Source organism: Gordonia sp. 11cp (genome assembly GCF_057767225.1).
The window spans coordinates 2328970-2345005 of sequence record NZ_CM173437.1 but is presented as its reverse complement, the minus strand read 5'-3'; the positions used below and the strand labels follow the sequence as shown (position 1 = coordinate 2345005).

14 protein-coding genes are annotated in these 16036 nt (G+C 68.3%); 4 read left to right on the top strand and 10 right to left on the bottom strand.

Annotated elements, in window-relative coordinates; translation table 11 throughout:
- The first annotated feature begins 3 nt into the window (after positions 1 to 3).
- Entirely contained in the window at positions 4 to 798 is a 795-nt protein-coding gene (locus AC3B6C_RS10410) for an ABC transporter permease (RefSeq protein WP_010844813.1), read from the top strand.
- Positions 799 to 857: 59 nt separating this feature from the next.
- Here AC3B6C_RS10410 and AC3B6C_RS10405 read toward each other — a convergent pair whose 3' ends face one another.
- On the bottom strand, positions 858 to 1475 hold the full coding sequence (locus AC3B6C_RS10405) for a dTDP-4-dehydrorhamnose 3,5-epimerase family protein (RefSeq protein WP_488375929.1): 618 nt from the start codon (positions 1473 to 1475) through the stop codon (positions 858 to 860).
- A gap of 15 nt (positions 1476 to 1490) precedes the next feature.
- Positions 1491 to 2366, bottom strand: a complete 876-nt coding sequence (gene rfbA, locus AC3B6C_RS10400; protein WP_014925184.1) for a glucose-1-phosphate thymidylyltransferase RfbA — start codon at positions 2364 to 2366, stop codon at positions 1491 to 1493.
- A 131-nt stretch (positions 2367 to 2497) separates the two neighbouring features.
- Between rfbA and rfbB the strand changes: the two genes are divergently transcribed.
- Complete coding sequence (rfbB, locus tag AC3B6C_RS10395) at positions 2498 to 3502, top strand: dTDP-glucose 4,6-dehydratase (RefSeq protein WP_488358558.1); 1005 nt, start codon at positions 2498 to 2500, stop codon at positions 3500 to 3502.
- A 48-nt stretch (positions 3503 to 3550) separates the two neighbouring features.
- The gene (gene galE / locus AC3B6C_RS10390; protein WP_488375928.1) at positions 3551 to 4570 is read left to right on the top strand and encodes a UDP-glucose 4-epimerase GalE; all 1020 of its coding nucleotides are present in this window, start codon (positions 3551 to 3553) and stop codon (positions 4568 to 4570) included.
- A gap of 15 nt (positions 4571 to 4585) precedes the next feature.
- Here galE and AC3B6C_RS10385 read toward each other — a convergent pair whose 3' ends face one another.
- The 4 genes from AC3B6C_RS10385 to AC3B6C_RS10370 form a co-directional block, all read right to left on the bottom strand.
- Positions 4586 to 5422: an MBL fold metallo-hydrolase gene (locus AC3B6C_RS10385; protein WP_488375927.1), complete on the bottom strand. Its 837-nt coding sequence runs from the start codon at positions 5420 to 5422 to the stop codon at positions 4586 to 4588.
- A 362-nt stretch (positions 5423 to 5784) separates the two neighbouring features.
- Entirely contained in the window at positions 5785 to 7860 is a 2076-nt protein-coding gene (locus tag AC3B6C_RS10380; protein WP_488375926.1) for a DUF6541 family protein, read from the bottom strand.
- A 118-nt stretch (positions 7861 to 7978) separates the two neighbouring features.
- Positions 7979 to 9244, bottom strand: a complete 1266-nt coding sequence (locus tag AC3B6C_RS10375; protein WP_488375925.1) for an MFS transporter — start codon at positions 9242 to 9244, stop codon at positions 7979 to 7981.
- On the bottom strand, positions 9241 to 9906 hold the full coding sequence (locus AC3B6C_RS10370; protein WP_014925178.1) for a GntR family transcriptional regulator: 666 nt from the start codon (positions 9904 to 9906) through the stop codon (positions 9241 to 9243). Before AC3B6C_RS10370 ends, AC3B6C_RS10375 begins: the two co-directional genes overlap by 4 nt.
- A gap of 269 nt (positions 9907 to 10175) precedes the next feature.
- On the opposite strand from AC3B6C_RS10370, the gene AC3B6C_RS10365 reads away from it, so the two are divergent.
- A complete protein-coding gene (locus tag AC3B6C_RS10365) occupies positions 10176 to 11372 on the top strand; it encodes an NAD(P)-dependent malic enzyme (protein ID WP_014925177.1) in 1197 nt (398 codons plus the stop codon).
- Between the two features lie 119 nt (positions 11373 to 11491).
- On the opposite strand, the gene AC3B6C_RS10360 is transcribed toward AC3B6C_RS10365, so the two are convergent.
- Genes AC3B6C_RS10360 through AC3B6C_RS10345 form a run of 4 tightly spaced genes read right to left on the bottom strand, consistent with a single transcriptional unit; the run spans position 11492 to position 16035 of the window.
- Positions 11492 to 12607 carry a TIGR03364 family FAD-dependent oxidoreductase gene (locus AC3B6C_RS10360; protein ID WP_488375924.1) on the bottom strand — a complete coding sequence of 372 codons (1116 nt, stop codon included), beginning with the start codon at positions 12605 to 12607 and terminating at the stop codon, positions 11492 to 11494.
- Positions 12608 to 12644: 37 nt separating this feature from the next.
- Positions 12645 to 13658, bottom strand: coding sequence for a zinc-binding dehydrogenase (locus tag AC3B6C_RS10355; RefSeq protein WP_488375923.1), 1014 nt, complete (start codon positions 13656 to 13658; stop codon positions 12645 to 12647).
- Positions 13634 to 15229: a phosphonate ABC transporter, permease protein PhnE gene (phnE, locus tag AC3B6C_RS10350; RefSeq protein WP_488375922.1), complete on the bottom strand. Its 1596-nt coding sequence runs from the start codon at positions 15227 to 15229 to the stop codon at positions 13634 to 13636. The genes AC3B6C_RS10355 and phnE overlap by 25 nt, the downstream gene beginning before the upstream one ends.
- Entirely contained in the window at positions 15226 to 16035 is an 810-nt protein-coding gene (locus tag AC3B6C_RS10345; protein WP_488375921.1) for a phosphonate ABC transporter ATP-binding protein, read from the bottom strand. The genes phnE and AC3B6C_RS10345 overlap by 4 nt, the downstream gene beginning before the upstream one ends.
- Position 16036: the final 1 nt, after the last annotated feature.

Here is a 16036-nt window from a genome sequence, read left to right as displayed (position 1 = left end):
GTCATGACCACCACCCTCGACCACACCTTGTCCGACTCCGCGGTGATGGTGCGCCGCAACCTGATCCGGTTGCGGCGCTACCCCACCATGATGTTCTCGACCATCGCCATGCCGGTCGTGATCCTGCTGATGATGACCTACTTCTTCGGCGGCGCCATCGAGAGCGCGCTCGCCGCAGACGGACCGCTCGACGGCAAGTACATCAACTATCTGCTGCCCGGCCTCCTGCTCTTCGTGCCGTCGTTCCTGACGGTGGCGGTGGCCGTCTCGGTCAACCAGGACGTCACCGAGGGGATCATCAACCGGTTGCGATCGCTGGCCACACCGCCGACGGCGATCCTGGCGGGGCACTTCGTCGGCGCGCTCATCCAGGGCATCGTCGCAGTCGTCTTCCTGCTCGCCGTCGCCTTCGCGCTGGGCTTCCGTGCCGACGCAAGCCTTCTCGACTGGTTCGCCGCCGGCGGTCTGCTCCTGCTGCTGACGGCGGGACTCGTGTGGATCGCGGTCGCGATGGGGGTGGTGGCGCCGAATCCGGAGAGCGCCAGCAACATGCCACTGCCGCTGCTCTTCCTGCCCTACCTGGGCAGTGGGCTGGTCCCGACCGACAGCATGCCGAACGGAGTCCGTCAGTTCGCCGAATACCAGCCGTTCAGCCCCATCGCCGACACACTGCGCGGACTTCTCATGGGTCTCGACATCAGCGATCGCTGGCCGTGGGCGCTGGGGTGGTGCCTGCTGTTCCTGGTCGTCGGCTACGTCTGGGCCGTCACCGCGTTCCGGCGGTCGACGACCGGCTGAGTGCCACCGACCCCGTCACGTGTACGGCTCAGCCGTACACGTTTCGGCGTGTGGATGCCTCAGTCGCGTCGCGAGCGGAGGTAGTCGGCCACCTCGTCGTAACGCGGGAGCAGACCCGACTCACGGGCCTCCGAGAGACCCGGCGCGGCGGTGTCCTTCGGGGAGAGTTCGAATTCCAGCGGTGAACCGTCGCGCGCCTGCGTCGGCCACTCGATGTCGAGTTCGGGGTCGAGCGGGTTGATGCCGTGTTCGCCGGTCGGGTTGTATCCGGTGGAGCAGAGGTAGGTCACGGTCGAGTTGTCGGCGAGTGAGCAGAACGCGTGTCCGAGGCCTTCGGAGAGGTAGACCGCTCGACGGTCGACATCGTCGAGCAGGACGGTGTCGTAGGCGCCGAAGGTGGGTGAGCCGACGCGGATGTCGACGATGACATCGAGGATCGCGCCGGCGGGGCAGGTGACGTATTTCGCCTGTCCCGGTGGGACGTCGGCGAAGTGGACACCGCGGAGCACGCCGGCGGCGGAGACCGAGAGGTTCACCTGCGCGAGGTCGAAGCGGTGACCGATGGCCTCGGCGAGGACATCGGCTTTGAACGCCTCGGCGAACAACCCTCGGGCATCACCGTGTTGGACCGGGGTGAACTCCCAGGCGCCCTCGACGGCGAGTGGGCGGACCTTCATAAGAAGCCTTTCACGTCAAAAACCCTTGCCTCGCGCAAGGAGTTCCAGCAGATAGTCACCGTAACCGGACTTGCGCAGTTTGTCGGCCCGAGCCCGCAGCTCGTCGTCGTCGAGATAGCCCTGCCGCCACGCTATCTCCTCCGGGACAGCGATTTTCAGACCCTGCCGCTGCTCGACGGTGCGCACGAAGTTGCCGGCGTCGAGGAGGCTGTCGAACGTCCCGGTGTCGAGCCAGGCCGTTCCCCGCGGCAGGACGGTGACCGACAACTTGCCGCGTTCCAGGTAGTGCGCGTTGACGTCGGTGATCTCGTACTCGCCGCGGGCGCTGGGCTTCAGATCGCGGGCGATGTCGACGACGTCGTTGTCGTAGAAGTACAGACCCGGAACCGCGAAGTTCGACTTCGGTTGTGCCGGCTTCTCTTCCAGCGAGATCGCGGTGCCGTCGGCGTCGAAGTCGACCACGCCGTAGGCCTCCGGGTTGGCGACCCAGTACGCGAACACCGCACCGCCGTCGACGTTCTCGAAACCCTGCAACCGGCTGCCGAGCCCGGGTCCGTAGAAGATGTTGTCGCCGAGGACGAGTGCGACCGACTCGGTGCCGATGTGATCGGCGCCGAGAACGAAGGCCTGGGCGAGGCCGTCCGGCGAGGGCTGGGTCTTGTAGGTGAGGTCGATGCCGAACTGGTCGCCGTTGCCGAGCAGGTTCTCGAACGCCGGGGCGTCGTGCGGGGTGGTGATGATCAGGATGTCGCGGATCCCGGCCAGCATGAGCGTCGAGAGCGGGTAGTAGATCATCGGCTTGTCATAGACCGGGACGAGCTGCTTGCTCACCCCCTGTGTGATGGGGTGCAGCCGCGTGCCCGTACCGCCGGCCAGGATGATCCCTCTCATGGCGATCAGGGTAATGCCCGACGCCCTCGGCGACGGCATGCGAGTCGAGCCGCCGCGCGCTGACCCGAGGCGGGGCGCCGGCTGCTCGGTAGAGTGATTGCGACCATCGACCTCGACGAAAGGCGTCGCACGTGCGTGTTCTCGTGACCGGGGGTGCCGGGTTCATCGGCGCCAACTTCGTGCTGCGCACCCTGGACACCCGCCCCGACACCTCGATCCGGGTTCTGGACAAACTCACCTACGCCGCTAACCCCGACACCCTCGCGCCGGTCGCCGACCGCGTCGAACTCGTCGAAGGCGACATCACCGACGCCGCCCTGGTCGACCGCCTCGTCGCCGAGACCGACCTCGTCGTGCACTTCGCCGCCGAATCCCACAACGACAACTCCCTGGCCGACCCCTCGGCCTTCGTCTCCACCAACCTCGTGGGCACCTACACCCTGCTCGAAGCCGTCCGCGCCCACCGGGTGCGTTACCACCACATCAGCACCGACGAGGTCTACGGCGACCTCGACCTCGACGACCCCGCCCGCTTCACCGAGACCACCGCCTACAACCCCTCGAGCCCCTACTCCTCGACCAAAGCCGGCTCCGACCTGCTCGTACGCGCCTGGGTGCGGTCCTTCGGCGTGGCCGCGACCATCTCCAACTGCTCCAACAACTACGGCCCCTACCAGCACATCGAGAAGTTCATCCCCCGCCAGATCACCAACGTGCTCTCCGGAGTACGCCCCAAGCTCTACGGCGACGGCCGCAACATCCGCGACTGGATCCACGTCGACGACCACAACGACGCCGTGTGGACCATCATCGACCGCGGCCGCATCGGCGAGACATACCTCATCGGCGCCGACGGCGAAGTCGACAACCGCACCGTCGTGGAAACCATCCTCGAACTCCTCGACCAACCCACCGACGCCTTCGACTTCGTCACCGACCGCCCCGGCCACGACCGCCGCTACGCCATCGACTCCACCCGCCTGCGCACCGAACTCGGCTGGACCCCCGCCTACCTCGACTTCCGCGCCGGCCTGGCCGCCACCATCGACTGGTACCGCGACCACCCCGCCTGGTGGCAACCCGCCAAAGAAGCAGTCGAACAGAAATACGCCACCACCGAACGCGTCACCGGCTGACACGACACGCCTGGCCCGTTCTCAGGGTCGCCGCCTACGGTGGTCGTCATGCGCGTACTCGTGAGCGGAGGCGCGGGCTACATAGGCTCGCACACCGTCATCCAATTGATCTCGGCCGGACACGACGTGGTCATCGTCGACGATTTCAGCAATGCCAAGCCGACTGTCGTCGGCCGGCTCGAGGCGTTGACCGGGCGTTCCATCCCGGTGCACGCCTTCGACCTCGCAGACGTCGACAAGACCGAACACTTCTTCGCCCACGAGGACATCGACGCGGTGATCCATTTCGCCGGTTACAAGGCGGTCGGCGAATCCGTGGCGAAGCCGCTCGACTACTACCAGAACAATCTCGGCACGACGTTCGCGCTGCTCCGCGCGATGGAGCGCCACGACGTGCACACACTCGTGTTCTCGTCGTCGGCGACGGTCTACGGCGCCGAGCCCGAGCTGCCGATGACCGAGGATCTGCCCACGTCGGCGACCAGTCCGTACGGCTGGACCAAGGTGATGATCGAGCAGATCCTGCGCGACATCGCCGCGAGTTCGGAGGTGTGGCGCATCGCGGCGCTGCGCTACTTCAATCCCGTCGGTGCACACCCGAGCGGACAGATCGGTGAGGACCCGTCGGGCATCCCCAACAACCTCATGCCCTTCGTCGCGCAGGTCGCGGTCGGCCGGCGCGAAAAGCTGGCGGTGTTCGGCGACGATTACGACACCCCGGACGGCACGGGCGTACGCGACTACATCCATGTCGACGACCTGGCCGCCGGGCACGTCGCGGCGCTCGACCGTATCAGCAACGGCCAGACCGGCATGTCGACCTGGAATCTCGGTACCGGCCAGGGCGTTTCGGTCTTGCAGGTCGTGCACGCCTTCGAGGAGGCCAGCGGACGGCCGATCCCCTACGAGGTGGCCCCGCGACGCGCCGGCGACATCGCCGCCTCCTACGCCGATCCGAGCCGTGCGAACGCCGACCTGAACTGGCATGCCACCAAGACCATCGACGATATGTGCGCAGACACCTGGCGGTGGCAGTCGGGCAATCCGTCGGGGTACCCCGACGCCTGAACCGGCCGTTGAGCCTCAGGCCGGCGCGTGCGGATCGTCGGGGTCGACGATGCCATCGGTGACCCAGCCGATGTAGTGCGCGGCGGATGTCTCGACCACCTCCCGTGCACCTTTCTCCACGACGACACCGAACGCGTCGTAGAGGCGGTCGAACCGGAGTTCGCCGACGCGGTCGGCGATCCCGCGCACGAGTCGCGGTGACAGCGGGATCATGTTCGGGTAGCTGCGCATGAAGGTCACCATGCCCGGTTGCATCACGCCCTTGATGGTGTCGCCGGTCAGCAGCGCTCCCCGGCCGCCTGCGGCGTCGGGCACATGCAACACCGCGCTCCCGGGGAAGTGGCCGCCGCACCGGACGAGCCGGACCCCGCCGAGGACCTCGACAGAGTCGGACCAGAAGCGCACGACGGGGTCGGGCCGGGTCACCCACCTCCGGTCGAAGTCGTTGTAGTACACCGGGACCCGACCGAATCGATGACTGAGGGAGATGCTCGCGCCGACGAGGTGGGGATGGCTCGCGGCGATGGCGGCGACGCCGCCGTGGGCGTCGAGCCAGTCCACCAGCGAGGGCCCGAGGAAACCCGGTGGCTCCCAGAGGATGTTGCCCTCGGAGGTGGTGACGAGCAGGGCGCGCTGACCGATCCCGACGGACGGCCGCACCGACAGCGCGGTGAGTCCGGGTTCCACATCGTCGGCGGTCAGAGCGTTGTCGGCGGTCTCGTCGAGTGGGGCCCAGCTCGGCCCGCTGACGGGGAGCCATTGCCGGTCGTCGTCGCAGATCGGACACATCGCGGGCGGCGTCTCGCCCGGAGGGAACTCGTTGGCGCAGAAGACACACATCCAGGGCCGCATGCCCCGACGCTAGCCCCTGCTCGTGGGGCGAACGGGTGAATGGCCGCGTCTCTCCTCCGGCCCTGAGGGGGGGGTGACGGCCTCCTGCTCCCTGAGGTGCGAGCTACGGCCTCCTGCTCCCTGAGGTGCGAGCGACGGCCTCCTGCTCCCTGAGGTGCGAGCGACGGCCTCCTGCTCCCTGAGGTGCGAGCGAAGCGAGCCTCGAAGGGTCCGGTGACTAGCCTCACCAGGCCCTTCGAGGCTCGTCGCTTGCGCTCCTCGCACCTCAGGGAGCAGGGGGTCTCGTCGCTTACGCTCCTCGCACCTCAGGGGGCGGGGGGGCCGATGGGTCCGTCGTTCTTTCGGGGGGCAGCAGCAGCCGATCAGGGGGCGGGCGGCGGGTAGACCAGGTCGTTCACGCGGTAGATCACCGCGTCGCCGCGACGGAACACCTCGGTCAATCCGGGTGCGCCGTGTTGCCGCAGCGCCAGGAACGGGTCTCCCTGGTGTCCGCGAGCCGGGTCGGGCATACCGCGCTGGAACTCCCAGTAGCTCGGCGGCGAGTCGATCACGTAGTGCACGTTCATGTCTCGCACGATCTGATCGATCGCCGGGTCGGCGCCGATCTCCGACACGCCCCAGAACAGGTCGCGCTGCCGCTCGGAGAACTCGTTGGCCCGATAGAAGGGGAACATCGGCGTGACACCGGTGACGGGGTACAACCAGCCGGTGCCCTGGTCGAGGTTGTTGAGGACGAGTACGTCCTGGGCGTCGGGCTGTGCGGCCAGCCACTCATAGGCGGCGAGGTCGTCGGGGCCTACGTACTTACCGCCCCGCTCCTTCGACGCGATCTGCGCATTCGGCGGATACCGGACGACGGCGGCACCGGCGATCAGCGCCAGCAACACCACGTACGTCGCGGCCACCAGCCAGCGCGCCTTCGCCGACGTTGCCCCGCCCGGTTCCGGATCGCCGGTGTCATCAGATGCCACACGGCGTCGGACGAGCCCGGCGACGCCGAGCGCCAGTGCGCCGAGCGCGACACCCGCGGCCGCGGCCGAGATGATCGCTACGACGAACGTGAGGCGATGCGGCGAGTTGTAGAAGTAGCCGCCGATCACCCCGAGCGGATATGACAGCGGACCGAGGGACACCATTGCGTTGGCCGTGACCAGCGCGAACACGAACCAGGCGACCAAGCCGGCCCAGCACCGCAACCAGGCGAGCGCGATCAGACCGAGCAGGGTGACCGCGATGAGCGGCCAGACCGGGAAGTGCTCGAGCTCGAGCGGAATGGTCCCGTTGAACGCCCCCTTGACCAGCCCGTCGAGAACTCCGATCGTGTCCTCACGGAAATCGAAGAACGGCAGTTCGTTGGTGTCGGCGACCCGGATGGTGCCCAGCACCACCGGTGCGATCAGGACCAGCGTCGCCACCGCCGTGACGGCCAGGGTCGCGAGATCGCGCAGACGCCCGGCGACCGGACGCCAGAGACCTTCACACAGCCACCAGAGGCCGACGATCACGCCGACGACGATCAGGGCGGACGGGTGGGTGGCGGTCACACCGGCGACGGCCAGCGCTGCCGGCAGCACGCGCGATCGGTCCGACACCACGCTCATCACGAGTACGGCAGCAACCGGCGCCAGGCTCACGCCCACGGCGTTGGGCACGGAGGTCAGCTGCACCTCGACATACGGCAGTGACGGGAACAGCGCACTCAGCGCTCCCGCGGTGCCCGCGATGAGGGCGGCCGAGTCGACGTCGTACCGGTGCCGCGCGAACCAGTACGCCAGGGACGCGACGCCGAGCGGCACGGTGACCGCCAGCACCGCAGGCGAATACGTGTTGTAGAGCTCCACCGGGTCGGCGCCGGTCAGCGGAAAGAGCAATGCCCCGAGCGCATGCCAGGTGTTGGGGTAGTAGTTGAAGCCCTGGGTGTCGTAGTTCATCAGCTCGCCCATGCGCATGGCCGAACCGATGCCGGTCTCGTGAATCCAGCGCAGAGAGCTGGCGTGCCACAACGAATCCCACACCTGCGAGATGTTGCCGAGACCGGCGAAGGCGGTCGTCGCGACCGGTCGGATGCAGGTGACGGCGATGACGAGTCCGCCGAGCCCGAGACCCGCGGCGACCCGCACCGTCGCGGTCCGTCCCACACGGGGTCCGGCGGTGTCGGGCGCCGGCGCCAGCCGCTCACCCCAGCGGGTGACCAGCAGCGCCGAGTAGATCCAGCCGGCCCCGACCGCGAACACCAGGCCCACGAGCGCCGACACGGCGTTCCATTCGAAGCCGACGATCGAATACAGCACCGTCAGGATGGAGACCAGGGCGAACGTGATGGGCGGGCCCGCGGCCAGTGCCACGGGCCACGGGAGATTCATCCGCCGGCCGACGAACGCGCCGGGCAGGATCAGCACGAGCGCGGACACGACGACGACCCATGCACCAAGCATCATCGCCCGCGCCTTTCCACACTCACCCGCTGCACTCCCCATCGCACCCGCGGCCGCACTGCCCGGGTGTGCCTGACCAAACTCCCAGCAGGTTACCGGGTGGCCGCGCCGGGCCGTCGTGTCACCGTGCCCGGACGGCTCCGGTTCTATCGGTCGCCGCAACCGCCGCACCATGTGCGGCGTCGTCGACCGAACCCCAGCGTCGATGTCCGAGGAGGGCGACGATCAGGCTTCCGGCCGCGGCCACGGCACCGAAACCGAACATGACCGGGTAGGTGATAGTGACCCAGCTCTCCGAGATCCAGGCCAGCACGGCCGGAACCCCGAAGCCGAGGTAGGTCACGCCGTAGAAGACGGCGGTGAGCCCGGCCAGATCGTCGGGTCCGGCGATTCGCTGCACCTCCAGCAGGCCGACGATCATCGCCATGCCATAGCCGCACCCCAGCAGCGTCGCCGCGGCCAGCGACACCCAGACCGTCAGCACGTGGGCCGCGACCGCGGCGAGGATCATGCCGGCGACGAGCACGACGAGCGCGACGATCACGCCCCGCGGACTGCCCGGCACGTCGATTCGGCGGCCGAGGGACTGGATGGCGAATCCCGCGCTGAGACCGAGCACACAGCACAGCCCCGCGAAGGCGATGGGCGCGCCCGCGGTCCGCGCCGACATCAGTGCCGGGATCACGGCGTACGCCGAGGCGGCGGCTCCGAAGACCCACGGCGCGAGCGGCACCACGACGAACAGGAAGCGTCGGTGGCCCGCGGCCGGGATGCGCAGGTCGTCGCGCAACCGTCCCGGCGATACCTGCCGTGGCCGCGTCTCCGGCACCAGTGCAACGAGATTCGCGGCGATCACCGCGACCGCGATGTTCACCAGGTACGGGAGCACATGCGGCCATGGCCCCCATTGCGCCAGCACGCCGGCCACCCCCGCGCCGACACCGAACCCGGCGGTGAGGCTCATGGCCGCGCGACTCGCGCCGGCACCCGTTCGCGCGCCGTCGCGGTCGGAGAGTTCCTTGATCCAGCTCCCGCCCACGGCCATCGAGAGCCCCAGGGCGATGCCACTGCACACCCGTCCGGCAGTGAGCAGTGCCACCGACTCCGACCCTGCAGCGAGCAGCCCCGACCCCACTGCCGCGAACAGCGGGGCGGGCAGCATCAGCGGGCGGCGGCCCAGCCGGTCCGACAACGGACCGCCGATCAGCAGCGCGGGCACGATGCCGAGGACATAGGCGAAGAGCAGTGCGTCGACCACCACAGGCGACAGATCGGTGATCTGTCGGTACATCACCAGCAGCGGGGTGAACTCGTTGCCGCCCCACGCGGTGGCGAACACGGCGAGCGCGACGGCCGGCCACCCGAAGCGCGCGCGATCGGCGCTCACGCCGGCGCCCCGGGAAGGTCGTGCCCGGGGAGATCGTGAACCGCGACGAGATGCCCGGCGAGCAGCTCGTCGAATCGGTCGGCGTCGGCCGCCTCGATGGCGCCGAGGAGCGCGCTGTGGTCGTCGAGGATTCGCTCGGCGACGCCCGCGTCCCGGTGAACCGAGGCCGTCGTCATCCGACGATGCCGCTCCCCCAACGTCACGTAGAAGGCCGAGAGCAACGGATTGTCGCCGGCTGCGGCGATCAACTGATGGAACTCGGCGTCGATGCGCGAGAACTCCTGGATGTCGGCGGCGTCGGCCCGGCGATGTGCGGCCAGGTTGTCGCGCAGCCGGGCCGCCAGTCCGATGACCGCTGCCGGCCGCGCGACGACAGACCGCACCGCGTGCCGTTCGAGGAGCAGACGCGCGTCGACGACGTCCCGGATCTCGCGCTCGCCGATCGGCACCACGAGCGCACCGCGCTTCGGGTAGAGACGCATCCAGCCTTCCGTCTCCAGGCGCAAGAATGCCTCCCGCACCGGAGTACGGCTCACCGCGCACCTCGCGGCGATCTCACCCTCACTGATCAGCTCACCGCCGGCGATCTCGTTTGTGAGAATTTGCTCTTTGACCTCGGCATATACCCGCTCAGCAGCGGATTCGGAAGTCGCATGCAACATAGACACAAGTTGTACCTTACCAATGATCATTGTGTGCCTCACCTGGCCCGACCCACCTTCCGTCCCGATCCCAGACGGTGAGACACTTAATCCGGCCGTAACGAGCGTCACCCCGCTCACACGCGCCCGGCCCGCCTCCGCTGAGCGCACCTCGCTCGCGTCGATGCGGATCACTTCTAGCTCGCGGGCAGCGTGGCCGGCGAGACGATGCAACCCGCACATTTCGCGGCATTCCAGGAGGACCCGTGACGAGCACGGAGGACACACGTATGGGTGAGACCCCCTACACCGAACCCACAATCGCCGATCACCCCATCACCGACGAAGAGATCTTCTTGGCCCACGTCGGCGGCAAGCTCTCGGTGGAGCTGCGCGCCCCCATCGACACGCAGCGCGACCTGTCGATCGCCTACACCCCGGGTGTGGCCCAGGTGTCGCGCGCGATCGACACCGACGCCACTCTGGTGAACAAGTACACCTGGACCGACCGTCTGGTGGCCGTGGTCAGCGACGGTTCGGCGGTTCTGGGACTCGGCGACATCGGCCCCCGCGCCTCGCTGCCCGTCATGGAGGGCAAGTCCGCACTGTTCCGCAGCTTCGCCGGACTCAACTCGATCCCCATCGTCCTCGACACCCAGGATCCCGACGAGATCGTCGAAACCCTCATCCGGCTCCGCCCGAGCTTCGGGGCCGTGAACCTCGAGGACATCTCCGCGCCGCGCTGCTTCGAGATCGAGCGTCGCGTCATCGAAGCGCTCGACTGTCCGGTCATGCACGACGACCAGCACGGCACCGCGATCGTCGTCCTCGCCGCCCTCAAGGGCGCGACGACCCACCTCGGCCGCGACCTCGCCGGCCTGAAGGTCGTGATCTCCGGAGCCGGAGCCGCCGGCGTCGCCTGCGCGAACATCCTTCTGGCAGTCGGTATCTCCGATGTCGTCGTGCTCGATTCCAAGGGCATCGTGTCCCAGGGACGTGACGGACTCAACGAGTCGAAGTCCGAGCTGGCCTCCCGCACCAACCCGCGCGGGCTGACCGGCGGCGCGGTCGAGGCCCTCGCCGGCGCCGACGTCTTCATCGGCGTCTCCGCGGGCCTGATCCCCGAACCACTCATCGCCTCGATGAACGACGACTCGATCGTCTTCGCGCTGTCGAACCCCGACCCGGAGATCCACCCGGAGGCCGCGGCCAAGTACGCCGCGATCGTCGCGACCGGTCGCAGCGACTTCCCGAACCAGATCAACAACGTGCTCGCCTTCCCCGGCGTCTTCAAGGGCGCGCTGGACGCCGGCGCACGCCGCATCAGCGAGGGCATGAAGATCGCTGCGGCCGAGGCCATCTTCTCGGTCGTCGCCGACGACCTGCGCGCCGACCGAATCGTGCCCAGCCCGCTCGACGACCGGGTCGCCCCGGCCGTCGCAGCAGCGGTCGCCGACGTCGCCCGCGCCGAGGGGCACTGCTCCTAGGCGAGGCCTCACCCACCCGAGACCGCCCCTGAAAGCCGCCCTTCACAAGCGACCCGACGCCATATAGCCGCCGGTCGCCCGCTGACGGGTGGTTTCCAGGCGCTTTCGGTGCGGGCCGGTCACCAGCCCATCAGCCCCGCCGACTCTTCGGCGATGGCCGGGCCGAGGGTCATCCCGCGGCCACCGGGGCCGGTGACCGCCCACACCCCGTCACCGATCGATTCCCGGCACACGATCCGATCGGGTTCGGTGCACTGGCTGTAGACACCGGCCCAGCGACGCTGGATTCGGGGTAGCGGACGGCCCAGCAGGCCCTCGGTCACCTCGACGAGGTGACCATACGGATCCTCGTCGACGTCGAAGGTGAACGGTTCTACGTACTCGTGGGTGTCGCCGATCGTCAGTCCACCGTGAAGGCGTTGGACGCAGAGCAACTGCATGCCGTTCGCCGCGGCCGTCGGACGTTGGGGTTCGGTTCGACGCAGCTCCTCGAGAGCGGGCCCCGCGAACCCCGGGTAGTACCGCAGGCTGTCGCCGTCGGCGATCGACGTCGTGAGGCTCGGTCCGAGTGGGGCCGTCTGCATCATCTGCAGTCGGACCCGGCGCACCGGCAACTCGCCGAACACCTCACGGAGCAGTCCTCGGTGAGTTGCGCCCGGGCACAACACGACACAGTCCCCGGCATGAACGATCCCGGTGTCATCACGGACCGAGGTGCCGGTGATCCCGCGTACCTCGACTCCCGGGACGAATGTGTATCGTCCGGACTTCTCGAGTCGAGATCGCATGGCGGGCATCGCTTGCCGGGATTCGACGGCGGCGTCGGATGCACAGTGCAGTCCGGCGAGGTAATTCCCCTGTAGCGCGGGGTTCTTCTCCGCGACCTCGAACCGTCGGAGCAAGGTGAACCCGCGGCGCTGCGCATCGTCGCGAGCGACGACCTCTTCGGCGACGGCGACCTCGGCTTCGGTGCGCAACAGAGTGATCGAACCGTTCGCCCGGAATCCGACCTCCGGGACCTGCGCACCGATCTGCTCCCACAGGACGCGGGAGCGCAGTGCGATGTCCAGTTCGGGAGCCGACCGCCCGGAGACCCAGACGAGCCCGAAGTTGCGGACGGTGGCGCCCCGCGCGTCGAGTTCGCGGTCGAGGTGGATCACCTCGTGCCCGCGTTCGACGGCCATCCAGGCGTGTGCGGTTCCGATGATCCCGGCACCGACGATGATCACGCGCATGTGTTCTGATCTCCTCTTCGACTGATGTTCTGCCGCGTCACGGCGCAACCGCGACGCGTAGCGCGGTGCCCGGCGCTGGTTGCAGGGCGTGCTCGATCTGTTCGAGCGGAAGCGGTGAGGTCACCAACTCCGACCACGGGTGTCGATCGGCGGTTCGCCCGAGGAAGTCGACCGCCTCGTGCAGGTGACGTGGTTCGTAGTTGTGGACCCCGGTGAGGGTCCACCAGCGCCGGACCACCTGCTCTGGATCGACGTTCAGGGACGGCCCCGGGGTGACCGAACCGGCCAGGACGAGGGTTCCGGCGATCTCCAGCCGCGACAGCCCATCGCGGAGGAAGTCCGAGGATCCGGTGAAGTCCAGCACGACGTCGACGTTCTCGCCGTCGTCAGCACATGCACCGAAACGGATCGCCTGGGTGACGCGCGCGACGTCGCGGTCGGCGATCCGGACCTCGGCGCCGCGGACGGCGCAGACCGCCGCCGCCGTCGTCCCGAGCATCCCCGCTCCCCCGACGAGCACCCGGCGACCGGACAGGTGACCGGCCCGTTCGACGACGGCCATCACCGTGGCCGTCGCACATGCAGCGGGCGCGGCGACGGCATCGCCCAGAGCGTCGGGAACAGCGACCACCGTTGTGCCCCTGGGTAACACGATGTGGCTCGCATAACCACCGGACAGCGGCCAGTCGCCGTCGAACGGTTCGTGTCCGATTTTTCGGACCCGACGGCATTTGGCGGTGACTCCCCGCCGGCACCGATCGCAGTCACCGCACGACACCGTGACCGACCAGACGACGCGGTCGCCCAGCTGTGCCGACGCGCCGTCGCCGATGCCGACGACTTCACCCACCGCCTCGTGCCCGAGAACGGACGGACACGGCGAATCCCGGCGTCCGCTCACCGTGTGCAGGTCGCTGCCGCACACCGTCGCCAGCCGAACCCGGACCAGGAGTTCACCGGGACCGATTGCGGGAAGCGGTGTTTCGATGATGTCGACCCGATCGCCGCGCCAGACGGCGGCGCGGGTCAGACCAGTCGTGAGCGTATCCAACCGGACAACCTTTCGATGGCGAAAACGATGACGAAGATGACGAGCACGATGGCCCCGGCGACCTCGAAGTCCAGCGTGCGGATCGACTCGAACAGCAGGAAGCCGATTCCGCCGGCCCCCACGATCCCCAGGACCGTGGACGTGCGGATGTTGACGTCGAGCAGATACAGCCCCGATCCGACGATGGACGGCATGGCCTGCGGGATCACCGCTGCGAACAGCGTTTTCCACCAACCACAACCGACCGAGCGGGCGGCCTCGACGGGACCCGGATCCGTTTCCTCCACGGAGTCGGCGACGAGCTTGGCCAGGAAGCCGACGGAACCGATTGCCAGCGCACAGGTTCCCGCCACCGGGCCCAACCCCAGCGCCGCGACGAACACCACGGCGAGGATGAGTTCCGGCACCGCCCGGACGACGAGAATCCAGGTCCGCGCCACCCAGTACACACCCGGGTGCGGGGTGACGTTGCGAGCAGCGAGGATTCCGACCGGGATCGACAACACGGCACCGATGGCGGTCGAGACCACGCCGATCGCGACCGTCTGGACTGCGGCGTCGAACAATTCTGTTCCGAGAGCGGTGAAATCGGGCGGGACCATGCGCCCGAACACCTCGAAGGCAGGTGGTATCCACTCGACCAGTGCCCAGGGCGTGATCTCCAGTACGACCATTGCCGCGACGGTCGCCACGGCCACGAGCAGCCCGAAACCCGTACGGACCAGGCGTTCGAGACCCGGCCGCATCGGCGACGGTGTCAGCAGCACACGCCGTATGCCGATGGCCAGCAGTTCCATTGCCGTGATGATCACGAGGATGACCAGGACGATCCCCAGCGCACGTGGGTAGATCAGCCCGCGCAGGGCGTCCTGGAGCGCGAACCCGATGCCACCCGCCCCGACGAAACCGAGGACGACCGACATCCGCAGGTTGATGTCGATGCGATAGACGAACGCACCGATCCACGCCGGAACGCACTGCGGGACGACGGCATTGATCATCTCACGCACATATCCGACGCCGGTGCTGCGTACCGCTTCGCGTGGCCCGTCGTCGACCTGCTCGATCGCGTCGGCGAACAGCTTGCCCAGCATGCCGATCGAATGCAGCGCCAGGGCCAGGATGCCGGGCAGTACACCGATACCCAGGGCGCGGACGAACAGTACCGCGAACAACAGGTCCGGCATGGCACGACAGAAGGTGATGATGCCGCGCGCAACGGCCTGGACCGCAGGGTGGGGGCTGGTGTTGCGTGCGGCCAGGAACGCCAGCGGCACCGAAGCGACCGCGGCGAGAACGGTTCCCAGCACAGCCATCAGCAGTGTCTCGAGCGCCAACACGCTGATCCGCCCGGGATCTCCGAGCCGTGGTGGCAGCATCCGCTCGATGAGCGCGACGATGTCCTCGATGCCGTAGATCAGCGTCGCAGGCGCGAAGTCGATCCACCAGGCGCAGACCAGCGTGGCGACGAGACCGCCGACCGCGATCCCGGGCAGGACCGCACGGTCCCACCCGGGTCGCATCCGGGATGGCGATCCCGCCCGCGGACGGTCCAGGAGCGGGGTGTTCATCGGCGTCGTACCGCGTTCGACGACGCCGCCACCGGGTCGACCCGCTGATAGACGTCCATCACCTCGTCGCGGTCAAGGCCGACCGTGGAGCGGTCGAGAACCTTCTGCCCGCCCCGCAACCCGACGATGCGGTGCGCCCAACCGAGCGCCAGATCCACCTGATGCAGGGTGCAGAGGATGGTCAGCTTCTCCTCGACGCACACCTGGAACAACAGATCCATGACGACGCCGGCATTCTCCGGGTCCAGGGAGGCCACGGGTTCGTCGGCGAGCAGCAGCACCGGCTTCTGCATCAGCGTGCGCGCGATGGCCACGCGCTGCTGCTGTCCGCCGGAGAGGGTGTCGGCCCGGCGATCGGCAAGGTCGGCGAGACCCACGCGATCGAGATGCTCCAACGCTTCCTGCCGCATGTGCTTCGGGTACGTCAGCGCACCGTAGCGAGGACACCGCAACCGCCCGAGCCCGCCCAGCAGCACGTTCTCCAGGCAACTGATCCGGCCGACGAGGTTGAAATGCTGGAAGACGAAACCGACGTCGCGCCGCAGTGCTCGCATCTCGGCGCGACCGGCGAGATCCACCCGGCGCCCCACGACGTCGACGACCCCGCTGCTCGCCGGATGCAAGCCGTTCAGGCAGCGGAGGAATGTGGACTTGCCGGAGCCGGACAGGCCCAGGAGCACGACGAGTTCGCTGCGACGGACATCGAGCGACACGCCGTCGACCGCGAGCGTGTCGCCGAATCTCTTGGTGAGTCCGTCGACATGGACGACGAGATCGTCGCCGGCGACCGGTGGCTGCGCGGCCATG

Excerpts from the sequence above, each read along its gene's own strand:
- AC3B6C_RS10370 (WP_014925178.1), bottom strand. The coding sequence starts at position 9,906 with ATGTTGCATGCGACTTCCGAATCCGCTGCTGAGCGGGTATATGCCGAG.
- AC3B6C_RS10360 (WP_488375924.1), bottom strand. The coding sequence starts at position 12,607 with ATGCGCGTGATCATCGTCGGTGCCGGGATCATCGGAACCGCACACGCC.
- AC3B6C_RS10365 (WP_014925177.1), top strand. The coding sequence starts at position 10,176 with ATGGGTGAGACCCCCTACACCGAACCCACAATCGCCGATCACCCCATC.
- AC3B6C_RS10410 (WP_010844813.1), top strand. The coding sequence starts at position 4 with ATGACCACCACCCTCGACCACACCTTGTCCGACTCCGCGGTGATGGTG.
- AC3B6C_RS10345 (WP_488375921.1), bottom strand. The coding sequence starts at position 16,035 with ATGGCCGCGCAGCCACCGGTCGCCGGCGACGATCTCGTCGTCCATGTC.
- galE (WP_488375928.1), top strand. The coding sequence starts at position 3,551 with ATGCGCGTACTCGTGAGCGGAGGCGCGGGCTACATAGGCTCGCACACC.
- phnE (WP_488375922.1), bottom strand. The coding sequence starts at position 15,229 with ATGAACACCCCGCTCCTGGACCGTCCGCGGGCGGGATCGCCATCCCGG.
- rfbA (WP_014925184.1), bottom strand. The coding sequence starts at position 2,366 with ATGAGAGGGATCATCCTGGCCGGCGGTACGGGCACGCGGCTGCACCCC.
- AC3B6C_RS10385 (WP_488375927.1), bottom strand. The coding sequence starts at position 5,422 with ATGCGGCCCTGGATGTGTGTCTTCTGCGCCAACGAGTTCCCTCCGGGC.
- AC3B6C_RS10405 (WP_488375929.1), bottom strand. The coding sequence starts at position 1,475 with ATGAAGGTCCGCCCACTCGCCGTCGAGGGCGCCTGGGAGTTCACCCCG.
- AC3B6C_RS10380 (WP_488375926.1), bottom strand. The coding sequence starts at position 7,860 with ATGATGCTTGGTGCATGGGTCGTCGTCGTGTCCGCGCTCGTGCTGATC.